Below are 20,807 nucleotides of genomic sequence, written 5' to 3' on the forward strand. Positions count from 1 at the left end.
TAAATCGCAATGGATTTAGCGTCCTTTTTTTGTTGAGATCTAACCAACAAATGTTTTATTTTAGTCTATCATCGTACATGAGTTGAATTTGAATACCGAACGGATCCTCAATAATGCCATATGCTTTGCTAAATACATTGCTGGACAAAGGAACAATGATTCTTACCCTATCATCTGTAGTCAAGCTGTTGTAAAAATGTTCGATTTCATCTAAATCAGCACTTTGAATACACAATGAGGTGTTGTTGCCAACTACATATTTCTCTGTGGCATCCATTGGATCTTCTGCGATCATGACTTTTGTTTTCCCAATGGATAAGACGGAGTGACTAACATAATGCTTATTTTCATCCGTAAGCTGCATCGAGCTGTCACGTTTTGCTAGGTCTTCATAGGTTACCAGCAACAATTCCTCTGCATTTAAATGTTGTTTGTAAAAATCAATCGCTTCTTTTGATTTCCCATTCATAGATAAGAAAATAGCTACTTCTAGCGTTGCACTCATGGTACCATCTCCTTTTTAGATCATAACGTAAGGCCATTTGATGTTTACCTCGAGCTTATTATAAAATATAAAGGTATCAACGATTGACACCTTTATAAGGAGATTTACGGTGAATAAATCAGAAAGATTAAATGACATGATTAGATACTTGAATGGCCGAGAGTTCTTTAATCTAAGTGACTTAATGAATCAATACGATATCTCAAAAAGTACGGCATTGCGTGATATTAGCTCATTAGAGCAATTGGGTATGCCCATTTATTCGGAGCAAGGCAGACATGGACGATATGGTATTTTAAAAAACAGATTATTATCCCCTATTCTTTTTACGATGGATGAAGTGTATGCTCTGTATTTTGCCATGCTGACGTTAGAAGCGTATGAATCTACTCCATTTCATTTAAGTATCAATCAACTAAACGAAAAGTTTGAGAATTGTCTTTCTAGTGAACAAATCAAGCAGATTCACAAAATGAAAAAAATCCTGCAATTTGAGATGTATAGGCATCATCATGAGAGTCGTTTCTTAGACAAAATACTAAAAAGCATACTTCACGAGAACAGCTGCCGTATTCAGTACACAAAAAACAATCAGGAAAAAAGTTACCATGTTCAGTTTTTCAAAATTTCCGCCAAGTTTGGTCAATGGTATGCTGCTGGTATAGAGTTAGAGACGAATCAATATAGAGTATTCAGATGCGACAGAATAACTTCTATTGAAGAAGAGAACATCGAAACTCCCTTTTCCATAGAAGAGCTCGTCAGTCGCTCATTAGAAATTTATCGTGCGGAGAACAGTATTGAATTCGAAGTCGAGATTTCAGAAGAAGCTCGAGATATCTTTTATAAAGAACATTATCCTTCGATGAGAATAGAGAGTGACAATAACACAGTTATACGGGGTTTCTATCAACCAGGAGAAGAGTCATTTATAGCCGACTATTTTATGAGATTTGGACCTTATGTAAGATCCATACAGCCTGTTTCATTGAAACAAATGATCCAAGATCGAATCGAGAATCTTTCAAATCACTATAAAAAAATATAGAATTAATTATCCCTTCAAGAACTAACACCGCTACACTCTCCACATGTGTGGGTTATGTTAGCATTGTTTCCTCAACTTCGGGGAAAACCAGTCAATTTATAAATTTCACTCACTGATAAAATTAAGGAAAACTCTGCCGCGAGCAGGAGATGGGGTCTATGGAACACCCGTGTAACTAAAGCTAAGAGCTTCTAACCAATCAGGACCACCCGCCCAACGGGTGGTCCTGATTTTGCGCGTTTCACGCACTCAATTGACGAAAGCCATAAATAAACCAACCAGGTTGAACTTCATCAATTCAGAACTGCTCATTTCCACAATCAGACCACCACGAGGGTGAGAATCCGCTCCGAGAATGAAACTGCGCTATCCAGTTGCAGAGGCTGCAGCTATTAAAATACGCTTCTAATCCTTTCAATCGCCCAATCCAGCTGCTCCTTCGTGATGTTGAGCGGAGGAGCCAGGCGGATCGTCGTCTCGTGCGTTTCCTTGCAGAGCAGCCCCAGCTCCTTCAGTCTCTCGCAGTAGGGCCGGGCGAGCTCCGTCAATTCGATTCCGATAAACAACCCTCGGCCCCGAACCTCCTTGATAACCGGATTCCGAATCTCTCTCAATACCTCAAGCAAGTAGCTTCCCATCGCCTCCGAATGATCAGCCAGATTCTCTTCCTGGAGAACGTCTATCGCGGCGACGGCAACCGCGCAAGCGAGCGGGTTCCCTCCGAAGGTGGATCCGTGCGAACCCGGATTGAATACCCCGAGGACAGAACGGTCCGCTACGACCGCCGAGATCGGCATAACGCCGCCTCCCAGCGCTTTGCCCAGAATATAGACGTCCGGCGTTACTTCTTCCCAGTCACAGGCGAACAGCTTACCGGTTCTTCCCAAGCCGGTCTGGATCTCGTCCGCGATGAACAGCACCTCGTTATCCTGGCATAACCGGAAAGCTTCTTGCAGAAAACCGTCCCGCGGTATAACGATTCCCGCTTCTCCTTGAATTGGTTCCACCAGGAACGCGGCCGTGTAAGGCGTAATCGCCTTCCTTAGCGCCTCCTCGTCGCCATAAGGGATGCTCCTGAAGCCCGGAGTGAATGGACCGAACCCGGCTTTATATTCGTCGGAGGAGGAGAATGAGGTAATGCTGATGGTGCGGCCGTGGAAATTGTTCTCGCAGACGATGATCTCCGCTTGGTCCATCGGCACCTGCTTCGCTTCGTAAGCCCAGCGGCGTGCTGCCTTTAAGGCGGTTTCGACCGCTTCGGCCCCCGTGTTCATCGGCAGCACCGTGTTCTTGCCGGTTAACGCAGACAGCTTCTCGTAAAATTCCCCCAGCCGGTCATTGTGGAACGCTCTCGAGGTCAGCGTCACCCGGTCTGCCTGATCCTTAAGCGCCTGGATGATTCTCGGATGTCGGTGCCCGTGATTGAGCGCAGAGTAGGCGCTTAGCATATCCATATAACGATTGCCTTCCGGATCGGTTACCCAGACCCCTTCGGCGCTAGAGATGACGATCGGAAGCGGCTTATAATTGGCGGCCCCATAGCGCTCCGTCCGTTCGATGATTGGATTCGTCAGGCTCATAGCTAGTCTCCTTTGTACTTTATGATCGGTTACGTCCATTGTAACATGGCCGCTGCCGGCTCAATCATTGGGATGGATAATAGTAATGATTGCAACTCCTAATGACTTTGGAAAGTCGGCATGTGCTATATTTTATCTTAACGAAGTCCAGTACAGATCATAAGGAGGAACTCTCATGTCATCTTTCCTTACCTTGACACAAACTATCGATTTGATTAGCGTCCCGTTTGATTTAGGGGCATCGCGGCAAGGCGCACGATCCGCGCCTCATATGATCAGCTCCATGCTTGCCCGCAAGCTTAACGCTCAAGGACTTCTATTTACAGAACAAGCTATCGCCTGTCCGGAGTCGTTGACAACCCAAATTCATGATCTCAAGCTGAAGTATCTCGATGAGGTCGTCGCCGTAAATGAGGGCTTGGCCTCCGTCGCGGCGAACAGCGTGCGGAACGGTCATTTCCCGCTAGTTCTCGGAGGCGATCACAGCATCGCCATCGGCTCGATCGCCGGCATTGCGTCTCATCGCCCTAATCTGGGAGTCATCTGGTTCGACGCGCACGCGGATCTGAACACGAACGTGACGACGCCAAGCGGCAATATCCACGGCATGTCCCTCGCCGCCTCGCTTGGTCACGGCGATAGAAGGCTAACAGAAATCGGCGGCTTAGTCGGCAAAATCAAACCCGAGAACGTCGTCATTATCGGAGCCCGGGATCTAGACCCGGGAGAGAAAAGCTTTATCCGCGACCAAGGGATCAAATGCTATACGATGTACGATATCGACCGCAAGGGCATGATGACCGTCATTCAAGAGGCGATCCGCATCGTCACGAAGGGAACCGACGGCGTTCATTTAAGCTTTGACCTGGACAGCCTCGATCCGTCCGAGGCTCCGGGAATCAGCACTCCCGTTCGAGGAGGAGTTACGTATCGGGAAGCTCATCTTGCGGTCGAACTTCTGAGCGAGGCGGGTATCGTCACTTCAGCGGACATCGTGGAGTTGAACCCAAGGATGGACAAGAACAACAAAACAGTGACGCTTGCGGTCGAACTGATCTGCTCCTTGTTCGGCAGCCGGATCTTATAACACGCCAATACAAGTCATCACAGGAATTAAGCAGGCCCATACGCATATGTATGGGTCTCTCTCCTATCTGGAGGCGCGGTCGATTGCGCCGCCAATCGCACACGAAGCAGCCCCTGGAACAAGTCAATCGACTTGTTCCAGGGGCCGCAGGTCATCGCTATTGCTAAGGTTCGGCTATTAGAGCACCTTCTCCAGAAAGCTTCTCGCCCGTTCGCTCTTCGGGTTAGAGAAAAATTGCTGTGGCGACGCCTCCTCGATTAACCGCCCATCCTCCAGGAAGCAGATCCTGTCCGCGACCTCGCGAGCGAAGCCCATCTCATGCGTGACGATCATCATCGTTATCTTCGTCTGCGCCAACGACTTGATAACTTCGAGTACCTCCTTGACCATCTCCGGGTCCAGAGCCGACGTCGGTTCGTCGAACAGCATGATATCCGGCTCCATCGCCAGCGACCTCGCAATTGCCACCCGCTGCTTCTGTCCTCCCGACAGCTTCGAAGGATAGATATCTTTCTTGTCCGTTAATCCGACTCTCTCAAGCAGTTCCATTGCCTTACGCGCAGCTTCAGCTGTCGGAATTCCCTTCACCGTTATCGGGGCATAGGTAATATTCTCAAAGACCGTCTTGTTGGGGAAGAGATGAAAATGCTGGAACACCATTCCGATATTTTGCCGCATCTTCATAATATCCGTGCGAGGCGAAGTCATGTCTTGGCTTCCGATATAGATTCGTCCATCGGTTGGCATCTCCAGGCAATTGATACAACGCAGCAAGGTGGATTTCCCCGAGCCCGAGGGCCCGATTAGAGCAACGACCTCTCCCTGCTGAACTTCCATCGATATGTCCTTCAGCACTTCAAGCTTCCCGAACGACTTATGTACATTCTCGATTCTAATCACTGCTGCGAAGCCTCCTCTCCAGCCGGCGTGCCAGCCACGTCATGGTCATCACCATTGTGTAGTAGATGAGACCGACGATGATCAATGGCTCAAAATACAAATATTTCTCCGCTGCTACAATGTTCGCCCGACGCATCAGATCGGCCGCGCCGATGATGGAGACAAGAGCCGAATCCTTAAGCAGGGCGATCCCTTCATTAACAAGGGCGGGCAAAATATTTTTCAAGGCTTGCGGAAGTATGATGTCCTGCATCATCTTTCGATAGGGGATTCCAAGTGACAAGGCGGCTTCTCTTTGCCCTTTGTCCACCGCCATGATGCCGGCACGAATAATCTCTGAGGTATATGCTGCCGAATTCAGCGAGAACGCGATAACTCCCGCCTGCAGCGCGGAAATGTCATATCCCAGCAGTTGCGGGGTGGCGAAGTAGATCATCGTTAGCTGTAAGATTAGCGGAGTTCCCCGGAAGATGGACGTATAGAAGTCCGCAAATATCTTCAAAGCTTTAATTGAGGATATTTTGAGCAAGGAAAGCACGGTTCCCCCGATAAATCCAAATAGAATCGACAACAAAGAAAACTTGATCGTTACACCAATCCCCTGCAAGAGATATGGAAGGGAAGGAATAATTCTATCAAACTGCAAATCCATGCTAGTACCTACCCCCTTTGGAGCAACGAATTTGTATGTGTTATTTCAGCTTCAACCACTTATCCTTCAGCTTATCAACCTCTCCTTTATCGATCAGCGTCTTGATTGCTTCATTGATCTCGCCGGTCAATTCCGAATCCTTCGGAAGCGCGACCGCTATATCAAGTCCCGCGATTTCGGGCACAATCTTGTAATCCAGAGCTGTATCCGATCCGATGGACTCCGCCGCAACGGTATCTTCAACCAATACGGCATCGATACGGCCCGACTTTAATTCCTGGATCAAGTCCGGATATTTATCCAGAGACACCGTTTCAAGACCGGCATCCTTCGCCGCCTGCTCCTGGGTTGTGCCGAGCTGCACCCCTATCTTCTTTCCCTTAAGGTCTGCGAACTGTGTAACCGGCTTCTCCTTCATGTACACGGCGGCGAATTCTGTCGTCAGGTATTTGTCGGAGAAGTCCACGCTCTGCTTCCGTTCATCCGTGGGGTTCATCCCTGCGAGGACGATATCCACGCGCTTGGACTGTAGGGCTGGAATCAAGCCTGAAAAGCCGATATCTTGAATTTCCAGCTCCCTGCCCATTTCCTTCGCAATCGCTTTCGCCAAATCGATGTCGAATCCGACGATTTCGTCATTGCCGTTGGACGTCTCGTGATACTCGAAAGGCGGGTAGTCAGCGGAAGTGCCCCTAACCAGTTTATTGCCCGAGCCTGCCTTGTCTTCTTCAGTCCCCGCTTCTGTGCTCGCTTCGTTATTGCCGCATCCGAATACAAACGCTAGACTAATAATAGTAAGAACGAACAGCATCTTTTTCAATTGGTTTTCCTCCCCATTACAATTATATAATAGTCATGTTAGTATTTATAACATTAATTCTAGCATTTAAGCTATCTATCGAATCATTACGGTTTTTAATGATTACCATAAAATTAAACTATGATTCGCGTACAGCAATAGCAGACAGGAGAAAGAGGGATATAATGGAGCTTCGAAATTTAAAAACCTTTCACGTGGTGGCAGAAGAACTTAATTTAACGAAAGCGGCAGCGATTCTTAGCTATACTCAGCCGACTATTACGTTGCAGATCCAGGTGCTGGAGAGAGAAATCGGACATGCGCTGTTCAATCGGGTAGGTAAGAAAACTTTCCTCACATCAGCGGGCAAACAGTTGAAGCATCATACGGACAAATTGTTCGCGGTTATGGAGGAGCTGGAGAATACGGTCCGACGCTTGAACCATCCACAAGGCATCTTGAATATCGCGGCTCCCGAATATTATTGGACTCATCATCTCTCGCTCTTCATCGGATCTTTCCTCCGGCTGCATCCCGGCGTGAACATGCAGCTGATCTCGTCGGACAGCAAGGAGACGATCCGCTTGATCTGCGAAAACCAGGCCGACGTGGGCGTCATTGCGGGCGGTTGCAGCAACTCCGTCTTGGAGGTCGTTCCGTTAGACAAGGAGAGAATGGTTCTGGTAGCGGCAAGCGAGAGCCTGGAGAGCAGCAGCCGGGAACAACTATTCGTGGATTATCCCTTTATTACCTATAAGGACAGCGGCATCTTCGGCGAAGAAGTGAAATACTGCCTGTCCCAGATCGACTACACGCCGAAATCCATAATCGAGAGCGAGAGCGAAGAGTTGATACGCCGCGCCGTCTTGCATAAGACGGGCATCGGTCTGATCAGCGAAAGTTTTATTAAGGAAGATCTGGAGAATGGCGATATGATTCCGCTCTATTATTCCGATCACGATATTCAAACCTCGCTGATCTTCCTGAAGCAGCGGGTGTCGGAGGTTACGCTCCAGTCCTTCTGCCAACAGCTGCAGCAATCCTGGAATTCGCGCAGTCCTTCCTAGAACGCGTACTCGTGCTTATGCATGATGTCCGTGAACAGCTTGCTGTCCACGTTGCTTCCGGTCACCACGGTCAAAATCTTCTTGCCTCTAAGGTTCGGCACGGCATCCGACAGCAGCGCAGCGATGCCGACCGCCGCCGCGCCTTCTATCATGGCATGGTGCTCTCGCGCCATCCAATAAATCGCCTTTGACAGCTGATCTTCCTGAACAAGAGCGAAATCATCCACCAGCTGCAGCGCCATCTCCAGATTTGCCTGCGTGATTCCGCCATACAGACCGTCCGCGATGCTCGTACCGAATTCGACATTGATCATTTGTTTAGCCTTAAAGGAATGATAGAACGGTGCAGAGGTGTCGGTTTGCACTCCGATAACTTGAATGCGGGGGTTGATCGCTTTGGCAGCAGCCGCCGTCCCACACAAAATCCCCCCTCCGCCTGCGGGAACCAGGATCGCGTCGAAGTCCTGCATCTGCATTAATGCCTCCAACGCGACCGTCCCTTGCCCGGCAATAATCTCGTTATCCTCGGAGCCGTGGATGAGCGTTCTTCCCGTCGTACGCGATAATTCCAATGCATACGCTTCGGCATCGTCATATTTGTCGCCATATACGATCAATTCCCCGCCGTATCGAAGGATGCCGGCTTTCTTCGTCTCCGGTGTAATCCCGGGCACAATAATTAAAGCCGATATATTCAGCCTGGAAGCCACATAGGCAATCGCTTGAGCATGATTTCCGGAGGAAGCCGTAACGACCCCCCGTCTCCTCTCTTCATTCGTTAACGACAGTATTTTGTTGTACGCTCCGCGCAGCTTGAAAGAGCCTGTCGTCTGCAGCCCTTCCATTTTGAGCCATATATCGGCTCCCGCATGAGCAGATAATACCTCCGAACGGATCAACGGAGTTTCCCTCACCAGGTCGCGAATTCGACGATGGGCTTGAAGGATATCGAGTAAGGAAACCTGAAGCAAGATAACACCACCCTTGTTGGATTACGCTTAAATGTTGCTTCAAGCGTAACACACTCCCGAATCCGGAATTCATTGCAAAGATTAATGATATCCATTAGATACCTTAATCATCGCATGACCGTTCGCTACATGACAGATTTTGCGGATCGGAGGGATCCAGGGTAGAAACAACATCGTTTATCACACCTCTGAGGACTATGGGCTGAGAGAGAGATTTAAGATTAGGGCTACTTTCTAAGCAGTTTATCTAACGGCTCTGTGAAACTTTATTGTAAGACTTACTTTTTGAACGAACGGACAGGATAGCGAAAGAAGATTTATTTGTATAGACTAAAAGGAGAGCAAGTATACGGTATAAAAAGGAGAGCATCATTATGACCCAACAAAAAAATCCATACCAAATAATAGATACATCCAATTGGAAAAGACGGCTTCATTGTGAAATTTTTAGGAATGCACTTCAACCGCAATATAATGTTTGTTTAGAATTGGATATTACGAACTTTTTATCAAAAGTAAAAGAAAATGAATGGTCGTTTTCATTGGCTTTTATACATACTGTCACTAGGTGTGCAAATGATATTGAAGAATTTCGGTATCGATTTTTAGATAATGAAGTTGTTCTCTACGACACCATTCATACATCTTTTACTTACTTGAATGCTGAGACAGAACTGTTTAAGGTAGTAAATGTTCCTATGACGGCTGATATTGAAGAATATATTACGATTGCAAAAGAAGCTATCCAGAATCAAAAAGAGTATATTACAGGGCCCGTTGCAAATGATGTTTATCAATTTTCATCTTTACCGTGGGTCCAATTCACACATTTTTCGCATACACTTGCTGGTAAAAGCGATAAATCCAATCCGATGTTTGATTGGGGAAAATATCATGAAAAAGACGGAAAAGTTTATATACCATTTTCCATTCAAGTGCATCACTCTTTTATAGATGGTTTTCATGTGGGAAAATTTGTTGAGTATTTACAGAAAAATCTTTAACAGAGTAGAGAACTAAGTATCGTAGCAGACATCATGTTAATAATAGAATCATCACGCTACTTACTTTGCCCCGCCGATCTGGTTGGGGCTTTCTTTGTGCGTACAGATGATATTCGCAAAAATTTCAGGCACTCGTTGGGGTACGACAAAGGGCGACTATCAATAGCCGCCCCAAATCGAACTTATAGTCAAAAAAAGAAGCGGGAATTCTCCCGCTCCGTCTGTATACGCCAATACACCTCAATTATTAGTGTTTCCGAACCAACACCGCCACACTCTCCACATGCACCGTATGCGGGAACATGTCCACCGGCGTAACCTCCACCGTCTTGAACCCGCCGTCCTCCAGGACGCGCAGATCGCGGGCCAGGGTCGATGGATTACAGGACACATACACCACACGCTCTGGTCGCATCTCCAGAATCGTATCCAGAAGTCTTGAATCGCAGCCCTTGCGCGGGGGATCGACGACGATCACGTCAGGAGTGATGCCCTGCTCCTTCCACTTCGGAATGACATCCTCGGATGGGCCGGCCTCGAAGGTGGCGTTCGTGATCTCGTTCAGATCTGCATTCTTCTTCGCATCCTCAATCGCTTCCTTCACGATCTCGACCCCGTACACATGCTCAGCATGCTGGGCAAGGAACAGTGAGATCGTCCCGATTCCGCAGTAGGCGTCGATGACGGTCTCTTTCCCCGTCAACCCGGCATACTCTACCGTCTTGCCATACAGCACCTCAGTCTGTACCGGATTGACTTGATAGAAGGAACGTGCAGAGATGGCAAACTTGATATCTCCGATATAGTCATAGATGACCTCACTGCCCCATAACACGCGGGTAACGTCACCGAAGATAACGTTGGTCTTCTTCGTATTCACGTTCTGACAAATGCTCGTCACTTGAGGAATCTGCTCTCGGATTCCATGAATCCAAGCTTCCACATGGGGAATACTGTCTCCATTCGTGACGAGCACAAGCATGATCTCGCCGGTACGGAATGCCTTCTTCACGACCACATGGCGAAGCAGTCCTTTGCCTGTTTCTTCATTATATGCTCTAATTCCGACACTGCGGCCAATCTGCTTAACCTGCTCAACGACCTCGTCATTGTGCTCATGCTGAATCATACAGCGCTCCATGTCCACGATGCGGTGGCTGCCCTTGGCATAGAAGCCGCCGATCAGGCCACCGTCGATTTCACCCATCGGCACCTGTGCCTTGTTCCGGTAACGCCATGGCTCCTGCATCCCTAATGTCTCAAGCACTTGAATGCCTTCATACACAGGTTTGTCCCCAGCACTGTGAGTATCTTCCATAACTGCAGCGGAGTTATCCACTTGTGGATAATCGGGTTGTCCAGTGATCACATTCAGCTTGCCAATCCGCGTCAAGTTATCCACGACGATCTGGCGCTTCCATGCCAGCTGTCCTTCGTAGCTCATATGCTGCAGCTGGCAGCCGCCGCATTGATCATAGATCGGACACGGTGCAGCGACACGGTCCTTGCTTGCGGTAATAATCTCAAGCAGCTTCGCATAACCATACTGCTTTTTCGTCTTCAGTACCTTTACACGAACCTTCTCACCCGGGAGTGCTCCCGCAACGAATAAGGTATAACCGTCTGCACGACCGACACCTTCACCATCATGATTCATCCCGATGATATCAATAACCGTTTCATCATTCTTCGCGATCGGAAGCCCTAACTCTGCCGCAATATCTCGTGATGCCTGCTGATGTCTTCCCGAGCCGCGGTCGCTGTTCTTCCCTCTGCTTCTTCTAGAAGTACCGCTTCCGTTCTTCTCCGAACTTCGAGAGCTACCTGCAGCTTCTCCGCGTCCCATCTCCGAACGTCGCGAACTCCCACCGGACTGTCCATAGTCAGCAGAAAAAGATGCCTCGCCTTGCGGCCGCACCCCTGTTCTTGACATTACTCCAGTCTGCTTGTTATCTGTCTTCCCGGCACGATGATCCTTCCCTTGAAGACGTCCTCCACTTGCCTTACCTGCTCCTGCATTCGCTGCTCCAGCCTTTACTTCACTGCTCCGGCGGTTTTTTCCACGACCGCTGCGGTTGTTGTTCATCTTTGCGTAATTCCTCTCATTTGTTGATTTTCTCGATTTAAAATGTAATTGAATTCCAGTTGTTACTCCATTAACAATTCAGCTGTATACTGAATCAGATTTCACATTACTCGAAGTACCTGCCTCCGTCTATCTGTAGATTTGGATATGATGGGGCATATTTCTGAAGCTTGCCGGAAGGGACCCGCCCAGCTCTCCGTCCAGATTAAGCAGCACTTCACCCGGTGAGGTAACCTCCATATAGTCTGTTTGGAAGTGAATGACCTTCTTGTCACCCAGATGCTCTCCGCGGAGCGCCATCGTTACAAGGCGAATCATCTCCGCCAGATTACATTTCTTCAGAGCAATGACGTCGAACAATCCGTCATCAATCGTCGCACCCGGTGCCAGCTTCTCGAAACCACCGACCGAGTTCGTATTGGCGATCAGGAACAGCATGAATTCATCATGAATGTCCTCCTGCCCCCTGGCCTTGATGTAGAGCTCCTGCGGGGTAAGATTAATCATCTTCTCCATGCCCTTCATGTAATAAGCTAGCTGACCAATCATGGTCTTCAGACGGCTTGGTACTTCATAGGTCAGCTCTGTCAGCGTTCCACCACCGGCAATGTTGATAAAATAACGATTATTCACAAGACCCAGATCGACAGGACGTGTCTCCTGGCGGATCACCATATCGCAGTAATCCTCCCAATGCCTTGGGATTCCGAGCGCTCTTGCAAAATCATTGGTCGTCCCCAGCGGAAAAATGCCCAGCGGCGGCCGATTTTCTTTACCTGCCATCCCATTAATGACTTCATACAGCGTTCCGTCTCCACCTGCAGCAATGATCATATCGTATCCGCGATCAATCGCTTCCGATGCTTCCCTAGTCGCATCCCCTTCGCCCGTCGTTGCGTGACAGGATGCTTCAATTCCGCCCTCATCCAAACGCTGCAATATTGACGCGAGTCTTCGCTTCGCCTCTTCCCGACCTGACGTCGGATTATAGATTAATCTCGCCTTTTTCATAGTCATGATCCTTACGCCACCCACTTTTAGCAAATATCCCAATGATCCCATACAACCAGCCTTGGGCACTTATCTTATAATTTCACTCCAGTTCGTAATACCCTGAATACCGCGTTATAAAATGAATCCGAGCAAACGATAGAAATAGTATCATAGCGACAGCGATTATGAAATGAATTCATCTTCTTACTATTCCCAAAAACACGGCCGCTTAATGTCTAACTCAACCTGTTTCTTACATCCAATAGTTTATTATACAACAAAAAACCGGCCGTCGTCTTTATTTCAGTTCGCATCATACCACTGTTTTTAGGACAAACGGCCAGGCCTCTATTCCTTATTCTATTGTATTCCATATGCATTTCCAATAATAACCGAATATAAATAACAATCACGATAGAATTATGTCCTGCTATGCGTCCGCCAAGGCTCTCAGCATATCGTCCACTTGCTCCTCAATCCACTGATGCAGCAAAGGATGCGGCAAGAGCGTACGATCCCCACTGTACTCGACATGAATTCCATCCAGCCGCTTCGGTATCTCTACATTCGTAAAATACCCTGCACTCAAAAACAGCGGCATCGCCAGAACCCGGTACCCTTGTTCTATGTAGCCAGCAGCCGTATCCTTGATATGATCTGGATTCAATAGTGCGTAATCCGCTTGAGAAACTCCACTGATGTCCTTAACCAGACGAGCGAGCGTAGAGAAGCCCTGCTCCCATCGCTGCCGAAATCCGTCGTGACGGCTGCCGTGTCCAATCAGCAGAATAACTTCCTCAGAAGGCTCCTGCGAATAGGGTTTCAGCTTGTCCCAGATCATCGTAGCAAGCAGCGGATCATCATGCAGCGGATGTCCATAATGGACACGTGACTTCACCCGAAAAGGTTCAAGATCCGTTTCCTTCTCTGGAACAGGCTTGGCTCCAAGGGCATATTCAATCTCATCTACATGCGTACTTCCCGCTGAAATAAACAAAGGAACAGCGAGTATATCTGTTACACCCTTCTGTTCAAGTTCATCAATTCCATCCTGAATAAGCCTTCCCTCTACATTCTCCAGAAAAGAAGCATATACAGGCACTCCTTCAGGCAGTGACAGCTGCATGACGGCATGATCCACAAGCTCAGTCCAGCCCGAATCCTTGGATCCATGGCTGATGATCAGAACTCCCGGCTTCATCATCATTTAGCGTCCCAGGCGCTCCAGCGCCATCTTATAGCCGTCATTTCCGTAATTTAAGCAGCGCTTAACACGAGAAATGGTGGCCGTACTTGCCCCCGTCTCCGACTCAATCTGATTGTACGTATTGCCTTTACCCAGCATACGGGCCACTTCCAGACGCTGAGACAAGGATTGAATCTCGTTCACCGTGCACAGGTCGTCAAAGAATACATAGCACTCCTCGATGTCCTTAAGTGTCAAAATGGCTTCAAATAATTGATCTATACTTTTATCATTTAGCTTCTTCAGCTGCATGTTATCATCCCCTAAGGTTACTATGAATACTATTTCATTGTAACTACACGTTATTGGTATTTCAAGCATTACCGTTTTCACGCGATGCAGAATAAAATCATCCCGAGCCTTCATCGTTATACACAGCTGGTAAGATCAGCACACCGACGCCAAACTACATTATACCATAATGCACAGGTTTGCAATGAAATGTGATACCTTTTGCTCCTGTTATATAAGAAGTCATGGACATATCGATACCCCGACTTCATGTTAATTCGTTCCCCTGTGGATGGAATCCTGTTGACTCACTCTATTTATCGGTAAATATCCGTACTTTTTTATCCGTAGGTTTTCTCTGTTCTTATGTGGTACAACCGCTTGGGCCGGAGCCCAAATCCGCCAATATCCCGTAAAATCTCGCATTTTCTTAAACGCAGAGCACCTCATCAACATACACTATACTAAACCATGCGCAAAGGAATGTGATCTACCGATGTCTCAACAACACTACAGAAGACGCAGCCGGCAAGCTCGGGCATTCACGGACCCTAATCAGTATTCACCCTATCCTGGGATTCCACACTATAACCAGCCGTCTGCGCCTGCGCCGGCTCCCACTGCACAACCCTATGCATTAGTACCTGCTCAGCCGCAAGCACCTTATGCAATGCCTCAGCAGCAGGCTCCTGTATATCCTGCGAATCAGGTGACACAGCAGGCAGCCGAAACCGAGGCAGCGGCCACAACGGGAGGTCTGCTCGGCAATTTAGGCGGAATTGGGAATAACCTGAGCAATCTGAAAGGTCTGTTTGACCGAATTGGCGGCATTGACGGGATCGTTAATGGGATGGGGAAGGTTCAGCAGGTTGTCAACGGAGTCCAGCAGATGGCCCCGATGATGAAGCTGTTTGCAGGTCTACTCCCCTTTGGAGCTGCTGCAGCAGCAAATAAAGCAGCAGAGTCCACATCACCCACTTACGACGATTCTTACTACCGTCCGAGGAAGAAGCGTAAACGCAGGAAGACGACTTCCACGGGCAAAAAACGCCGCAAAACTTCGTCCTCCAAGCCCTACTCTCCCTCATCCTCCAAAAAGAGAAGGAGATAATTCAAGCCGGCTGATGCAGAACACCTCATAAAGCACCCTTCGCAGCTGGATCTTCAGCGCGGGGTGCTTCTATTTAGGTTAAGGCGCCTTTTGAATGGAGCAAGATTTACTTATTTAAACCAGCCTCTCTTCTTAAACCAAATCATCATTCCACTGCCCAGCAGGAGCATCACCACGATGACCGCTGTATATCCATATCGATAGCCGAGCTCCGGCATATAATGAAAATTCATCCCATAGATGCCGGCAATCAGTGTAAGGGGCATGAACAAGGTCGTAATGACCGTCAGCGTCTTCATAATGCTGTTCATTCGATTCGAGTTCAGCGAAATATAGCTGTCCCGCAGATCTGCCGTCATCTCCCGGTCAGCGTCCAGCATATCTGTCAGCTTCAGCAGATGATCGTAGATATCAATAAAATACAGCTTATGATCACTTCGGCTCTGCCCCTGTATATGCTGTGAGTTGACAATTCGATACAAGAGATCTCGCATGGGCACGATCGTATTGCGCAAACGAAGCAGCTTGCTTCGAATGAGAAATACGTGATTGACCAGCTCATCCATCGGGGCGTTACCGCTCCTTCCTTCCAGCTCGGCCAGCTCATCCTCAATGGCAAACAAGACCGGGAAGTAACCATCGACCAGCTTATCCATCACTGTATAGGCGGCCGCAATGGGCGCTCTGCTCCAGATGGTACGCCTCTCCGCCTCTCCCCCGATACGCTCCCAGGCCTGATTCAGTTCGTCAAGCGGCTCATGATGATAGGATACCAGCAGGTTCGGGCCAAGAAACAGATCCACCTCGTGCGGTTTCTCCTCCTGCTGACGGATCGCATGAAGCACCATGAATTGAATATCCCCATAGTAATCCAGCTTAGGGCGCTGAAGGACGTGCAGGCAATCCTCAACAGCCAGTGGATGAAAGTGAAAATAATCCTGTAGCAGCCGGGACTCCTCTTCTGTCGGAGCACTGAAATCTGTCCACACAAAATCATAATCCTCAATCCGAATATCGAGTAGATGTAACTCTTTGATCACTTTATGATCATGGGTTATTGCCATCGTCCGAATAATGGGGCATCACGCCTTTCCCTCTCTATCACAAATATTACGGAACAAAAAAGCCCTGCTTCCTCATCTCTGTTCAAACCCACATCGTTGAAAGAGAAGCAAGCACGGACTGTATAATTATAGCTGATTTATCTATCCACAAGTGGATAACTTTTTTATATGACTTTTATTACCCTTAGATGTCCCCATATTCACAGAGTTATAAACATTTTCCACATGGAGCAAACGGAAAACCCGGCAACAACGCGAAATGAATCCACAGCTTCGCGGTGATCCGGGTTCTGTTTATTGTACATCTATTTAAAAAACGAAGTGCTTAGAAGAATAACCACATAATCAGGCCGGCAAGAAAACCGCAAATCGGAATGGTGATAAACCAGGTTACCACAATACGTCCTGCCAGCGACCATTTCACGGATTTGAAGCGTTTAGCTGAGCCTACACCGAGGATCGCCGAGGTGATCGCATGTGTGGTGCTGACCGGAAGGTGCAGCAGCGTTGCACCGAAGATGACGGATGCCGCTGAGAAATCCGCTGCAAAACCGTTGATCGGCTCAATTTTGAATATTTTAGTACCCATAGTCTTGATAATCTTCCAGCCGCCCACTGCTGTACCTGCGGCCATCGCTGTTGCTGCCGCGATCTTAACCCACAGTGGAACCTCCATCGTATCCTGAACTTTACCTGCAACGAGAGCGAATGTAATAATCCCCATCGCTTTCTGCGCATCATTCGTACCGTGTGTGAAGGATTGGAGTGCAGCTGTGAAGATCTGCATGGTACGGAAGCCCTTGTTGACCGTATGCGGACTGCGCTTGGCGAAGATCCATTTCAGAATGGTCATCACAACATAACCGATGACGAAGGCAATGATTGGAGAGAAGATCAGACCTTTTACAATATCCGCAAATCCTGCCCAATTCAGCTCACTTCTTTCACCGATAAACACGGCACCCGCAAGCGCTCCAATCAGTGCATGGGATGAAGAGGACGGGAGTCCGAACCACCAGGTGATCAAATTCCATGCAATCGCAGCGATAAGCGTCGCAATTACGATATTGATCCCGTTATCCAGCTTGGTGGGGTCTGCTACACTGCCCCCGATCGTTTTCGCAACCCCTGTAAACATCAGCGCACCGATAAAGTTCATGCTGGCTGCAAGAATAATAGCCCGGCGCGGTGTCAGAGCTCTCGTCGATACCGATGTTGCAATGGCATTCGCCGTATCGTGGAACCCGTTAATGAAATCGAAGGCCAGCGCAAGGAAGATGACAATCCCTAATACCCATATCGTAGTTTCCATAATCAGTATGCTCCTTACGAGTTCCGCATGATGATCGATTCAAGACGGTTAGCCACATGCTCGCAAGCATCGGTTGTCGTCTCAAGACGCTCGTAAGTTTCTTTGCGTTTAATCAGTTCAATGGGATCTGTGACCGTGTCGAACAGGTTCTTGATACAAATACGAAGAAGCTCGTCCCCTTGATTCTCCAGATCGTTCAAACGAATCGTATACTCACGGATGGCAAGCAGCTTCTTCTGAGAGAGCAAATGTACCGCTTTTTGAATTTCGTAAGCAGATTCGCGGATGATCTCAGCAAACTGCACAATATATTGATCCGGATCTGTCAGATTGTACATGTAGAATCGGGATGCGGTTGCTTCGATACCGTCCATCACATCATCAAGCGTCGTAGCGAGCGCCATGATATCATCACGTTCAATCGGTGTAATAAACGTCTTGTTCAGTTCTTTGATAATCGTATGTGTGTAGTTGTCACACTCGGACTCATACTTCTTCAATTGATTCGTAAACTCGGCCATGTTGTTCAGGCTTCCGACATGCTGGGCAAAATAATCCGCAGCGTGTACGACCGTATCGGCCATACTCTCCAGTGACTCAAAAAATATATCCTTCTTCTTCTTCAAAGCCATTCTTATATCCCCTTCACAGAAAGATTGCGTGAAATGTAATGTAATGAAATGAAATGACAACATTTGATATCTTAACATACTTTACACCGCGTTTACACAAAAACCGAACAATTTTCATAATTCTACGTTGCCATCTTCATGTAGAGTGACCTGATCATGTCTCAATTATCCAAATGACTCACATAGCTTCCATCTATATCCTTGATATTCCTAGATATAACCATTAGATGTGTAAAAAGAATCATATTCTATCGAGCATGGATGAACTCTGAACTGTGTCATATGTACAACAAAAAAAGCCTCAGCTTGAATTCCGGTTATAACTAAACCATAAATTCAAGCCTCAGGCTCCTAATATGCATATTGAATTATACTGAAAACCCAGCTTTCTTGCGGATCAATCTTGCCGAATTCATCACTACGAATAGTGACGCAACATTATGAATGGCTGCACCCATAACCGGGTCAATCCATCCTGACGCTGCAAGCAGGATACCAATGACATTAAACGCCACGGCAAAGATCCAGATGTTCTGCCTTACGATAAACATCGTTGAACGGCTGATTCGCATGACCTCAGGCAGCTTCTCAAGCCGGTCGCCCATCAAGGCCACCTGTGACGACTGAATCGCCAGATCGGTCCCTGCCGCTCCCATCGCAATCCCTACATCGGCTGCGGCCAGGGCGGGCGCATCATTAATGCCTTCACCTACCATGGCTACAACGTAGCCCTCTCGCTGATAGCGGCGAATAACAGCCAGCTTGTCGTGCGGAAGCAGTCTTGTATGAACATCATCCAGCTTCAGCTCCCGCTGTAACGATGCGGCGGCTCCTTCACTGTCTCCGGTCAGAAGCACAATCCTTGAAACGCCAAGCTTTCGAATATGGGCAAGTGCTTGATCCGCCTCATCCCGCACTTGATCTCCAATGATGAGACCTCCCGCCAATTCTTCTTCTACTATAATGAGGAGGGCTGTCTCATGCTGATGCTCCGCCAGAAACTGCACAGCCGCCTCCGCGTCTGCAGCGCTGCCCGTCCACTGCTCTACGAGACGTTCATTCCCCACCCTAACCCGCTTGCCCGACACGACTGCACTAACACCCATGCCGATTTCCTGCTTGAAGTCCCTCGGCTCTTCGGCAATCCTGAGCTCACGTTCCTCCGCATATTCCCTGATCGCGAGACCGATCGGATGCTCGGAATATCGCTCTGCCCCTTCCACGCAGCATAGCAGCTCTGCTTCCGTCATGCTTCCAAATGACTTGATCTGCTTCAGCACGGGCTTGCCCTCCGTAAGCGTTCCGGTCTTGTCGAAGCAAACCAGATTAACCCGGGAGAGTGCCTCCATAGCACGCCCGCCTTTTACGAGCACACCCCGCTTGGCAACGTTGCCCACACTGGCAACCACAGCGGTAGGCGTAGCGAGTACAAGTGCACATGGACAGGCAATAACCAGCACGGTCATCGTACGTACAAGATCGTCCGTGAACAGCCAGGTAACTGCAGCAGTTCCGAGAATGATCGGTGTAAAATAACCGGCAATCCGGTCGGCAAGCCTTTGCATGGGGCCCTTCGTTTCCTGTGCATCCAGCACAGAGGCAATAATTCGGCCCATCGTTGTTTCTTCTCCGGTTTTTGCCACGGTCATCTCAATTGAGCCAAACTCAGCAACAGTCCCCTGGTATACTTGGCTGCCTGCGGCCTTGTCCTGTGGCATCGGTTCTCCCGTCAGAGCAGCTTCGCTGATGGAAGCCTTGCCTCTCGTCACGGTCCCATCGGCAGGTATACGTTCTCCTGGCCTTACCAGCACGCGGTCACCCGGAGCAAGCTCCGAGGTAGACACCCGCATCCATGATCCGTCTCGCCATACGGAGGCTTCCTCCGGTACAAGTGCCAGCAGCTCCTCGAAAGACTGCCGGGTCCGGTACAGTGTAATTTCCTCAAGCAGCTCACCCACAAGCATCATCAGTGCCACAAGTGCGGCAGCCTTGTAAAACCCGAGGTAGGCACAGCCTGCCATCGTAATAACGACCAGAGTGCCTGCAGTCAGCCTGTGTGTATCCAATACAGCCAGAAGTGCGCGGTATGCGATAACCCCGCCTCCAAGCAGCATGGCATAGAATGCGGGTGGAAATCCCGCGACTTCGTCCAGCATCGGAATATAAGAGACGAGTAAGGCGAGCCCGACAGCCAGCGGCAGAAACCATATATACACGTTCCTCAGCTGCACTGTATTCATAATTGACTAAACTCCCAAATGACATAGGCCGTTAAGCCGGCGATAACTACACATGCCGAAATGAGCTTATGACGGGTATTTGCACGCTCTTTACTCAGCTGCCGCTGCTCCGAATCCTGGGATTCATAGCTGTCTTCCTCGTCCGGGTCAGGGCCTCCGGTCCTGCTGTTCCGATTCCGGTTATGATGATGCCGGGTCAATATTCCGTGATAGCCTTCATGCATAACGACTTCCATCGTATAGACACACTCCTCTATTTATACTTGGAAGGGCTGCTGT

20 protein-coding genes are annotated in these 20,807 nt (G+C 48.5%); 5 read left to right on the forward strand and 15 right to left on the reverse strand.

The features are described from left to right. Positions 1-55: 55 nt before the first annotated feature. Complete coding sequence (locus tag BK126_RS10280; protein ID WP_076312423.1) at positions 56-505, reverse strand: VOC family protein; 450 nt, start codon at positions 503-505, stop codon at positions 56-58. Between the two features lie 109 nt (positions 506-614). Between BK126_RS10280 and BK126_RS10285 the strand changes: the two genes are divergently transcribed. Beyond that, positions 615-1,553, forward strand: a complete 939-nt coding sequence (locus BK126_RS10285) for a helix-turn-helix transcriptional regulator (protein ID WP_076312424.1) — start codon at positions 615-617, stop codon at positions 1,551-1,553. A 392-nt stretch (positions 1,554-1,945) separates the two neighbouring features. On the opposite strand, the gene BK126_RS10290 is transcribed toward BK126_RS10285, so the two are convergent. Then, positions 1,946-3,133, reverse strand: coding sequence for an ornithine--oxo-acid transaminase (locus tag BK126_RS10290; RefSeq protein ID WP_076312425.1), 1,188 nt, complete (start codon positions 3,131-3,133; stop codon positions 1,946-1,948). Positions 3,134-3,308: 175 nt separating this feature from the next. On the opposite strand from BK126_RS10290, the gene rocF reads away from it, so the two are divergent. Continuing rightward, complete coding sequence (gene rocF, locus BK126_RS10295; protein WP_076312426.1) at positions 3,309-4,220, forward strand: arginase; 912 nt, start codon at positions 3,309-3,311, stop codon at positions 4,218-4,220. Positions 4,221-4,397: 177 nt separating this feature from the next. Here the strand turns inward: rocF and BK126_RS10300 are convergent, their stop codons facing one another. Genes BK126_RS10300 through BK126_RS10310 form a run of 3 tightly spaced genes read right to left on the reverse strand, consistent with a single transcriptional unit; the run spans position 4,398 to position 6,583 of the window. Continuing rightward, the gene (locus tag BK126_RS10300) at positions 4,398-5,120 is read right to left on the reverse strand and encodes an amino acid ABC transporter ATP-binding protein (protein WP_076312427.1); all 723 of its coding nucleotides are present in this window, start codon (positions 5,118-5,120) and stop codon (positions 4,398-4,400) included. After that, the gene (locus BK126_RS10305; protein WP_076312428.1) at positions 5,113-5,772 is read right to left on the reverse strand and encodes an amino acid ABC transporter permease; all 660 of its coding nucleotides are present in this window, start codon (positions 5,770-5,772) and stop codon (positions 5,113-5,115) included. Before BK126_RS10305 ends, BK126_RS10300 begins: the two co-directional genes overlap by 8 nt. Before the next feature lie 40 nt (positions 5,773-5,812). After that, a complete protein-coding gene (locus BK126_RS10310) occupies positions 5,813-6,583 on the reverse strand; it encodes a transporter substrate-binding domain-containing protein (protein WP_076312657.1) in 771 nt (256 codons plus the stop codon). 173 nt (positions 6,584-6,756) lie between these two features. Here BK126_RS10310 and BK126_RS10315 point away from each other — a divergent pair, with 173 nt between their 5' ends. Further along, on the forward strand, positions 6,757-7,638 hold the full coding sequence (locus BK126_RS10315; RefSeq protein WP_076312429.1) for a LysR family transcriptional regulator: 882 nt from the start codon (positions 6,757-6,759) through the stop codon (positions 7,636-7,638). On the opposite strand, the gene BK126_RS10320 is transcribed toward BK126_RS10315, so the two are convergent. Then, entirely contained in the window at positions 7,635-8,609 is a 975-nt protein-coding gene (locus tag BK126_RS10320) for a threonine ammonia-lyase (protein WP_256702771.1), read from the reverse strand. The genes BK126_RS10315 and BK126_RS10320 overlap by 4 nt on opposite strands. Positions 8,610-8,983: 374 nt before the next feature. Between BK126_RS10320 and BK126_RS10325 the strand changes: the two genes are divergently transcribed. Next, entirely contained in the window at positions 8,984-9,613 is a 630-nt protein-coding gene (locus BK126_RS10325; RefSeq protein WP_076312431.1) for a chloramphenicol acetyltransferase, read from the forward strand. Between the two features lie 247 nt (positions 9,614-9,860). On the opposite strand, the gene rlmD is transcribed toward BK126_RS10325, so the two are convergent. The 4 genes from rlmD to BK126_RS10345 all read right to left on the reverse strand — a co-directional run bounded on the left by rlmD (position 9,861) and on the right by BK126_RS10345 (position 14,190). Beyond that, entirely contained in the window at positions 9,861-11,699 is a 1,839-nt protein-coding gene (gene rlmD, locus BK126_RS10330) for a 23S rRNA (uracil(1939)-C(5))-methyltransferase RlmD (protein ID WP_076312432.1), read from the reverse strand. Positions 11,700-11,828: 129 nt separating this feature from the next. After that, positions 11,829-12,710, reverse strand: coding sequence for a diacylglycerol kinase (locus BK126_RS10335; protein ID WP_047912947.1), 882 nt, complete (start codon positions 12,708-12,710; stop codon positions 11,829-11,831). Between the two features lie 412 nt (positions 12,711-13,122). After that, positions 13,123-13,896, reverse strand: a complete 774-nt coding sequence (locus BK126_RS10340) for a sirohydrochlorin chelatase (RefSeq protein WP_076312658.1) — start codon at positions 13,894-13,896, stop codon at positions 13,123-13,125. Positions 13,897-13,899: 3 nt separating this feature from the next. Then, positions 13,900-14,190, reverse strand: a complete 291-nt coding sequence (locus BK126_RS10345) for a YerC/YecD family TrpR-related protein (RefSeq protein ID WP_047912825.1) — start codon at positions 14,188-14,190, stop codon at positions 13,900-13,902. A 475-nt stretch (positions 14,191-14,665) separates the two neighbouring features. Here BK126_RS10345 and BK126_RS10350 point away from each other — a divergent pair, with 475 nt between their 5' ends. Further along, positions 14,666-15,280: a hypothetical protein gene (locus tag BK126_RS10350; RefSeq protein WP_047912824.1), complete on the forward strand. Its 615-nt coding sequence runs from the start codon at positions 14,666-14,668 to the stop codon at positions 15,278-15,280. Between the two features lie 110 nt (positions 15,281-15,390). Here BK126_RS10350 and corA read toward each other — a convergent pair whose 3' ends face one another. The 5 genes from corA to BK126_RS10375 form a co-directional block, all read right to left on the reverse strand. Beyond that, entirely contained in the window at positions 15,391-16,356 is a 966-nt protein-coding gene (gene corA / locus BK126_RS10355; RefSeq protein ID WP_076312433.1) for a magnesium/cobalt transporter CorA, read from the reverse strand. Positions 16,357-16,669: 313 nt separating this feature from the next. Then, positions 16,670-17,656, reverse strand: a complete 987-nt coding sequence (locus BK126_RS10360) for an inorganic phosphate transporter (protein ID WP_076312434.1) — start codon at positions 17,654-17,656, stop codon at positions 16,670-16,672. Positions 17,657-17,670: 14 nt separating this feature from the next. After that, the gene (locus BK126_RS10365; RefSeq protein ID WP_076312435.1) at positions 17,671-18,288 is read right to left on the reverse strand and encodes a DUF47 domain-containing protein; all 618 of its coding nucleotides are present in this window, start codon (positions 18,286-18,288) and stop codon (positions 17,671-17,673) included. Positions 18,289-18,656: 368 nt separating this feature from the next. Next, positions 18,657-20,528 carry a heavy metal translocating P-type ATPase gene (locus BK126_RS10370; protein ID WP_076312436.1) on the reverse strand — a complete coding sequence of 624 codons (1,872 nt, stop codon included), beginning with the start codon at positions 20,526-20,528 and terminating at the stop codon, positions 18,657-18,659. Continuing rightward, positions 20,525-20,764, reverse strand: a complete 240-nt coding sequence (locus BK126_RS10375) for a hypothetical protein (protein WP_047912819.1) — start codon at positions 20,762-20,764, stop codon at positions 20,525-20,527. Before BK126_RS10375 ends, BK126_RS10370 begins: the two co-directional genes overlap by 4 nt. Positions 20,765-20,807 lie beyond the last annotated feature (43 nt).

Source organism: Paenibacillus sp. FSL H7-0326 (genome assembly GCF_001955535.1).
GTDB lineage: Bacteria > Bacillota > Bacilli > Paenibacillales > Paenibacillaceae > Paenibacillus > Paenibacillus shunpengii.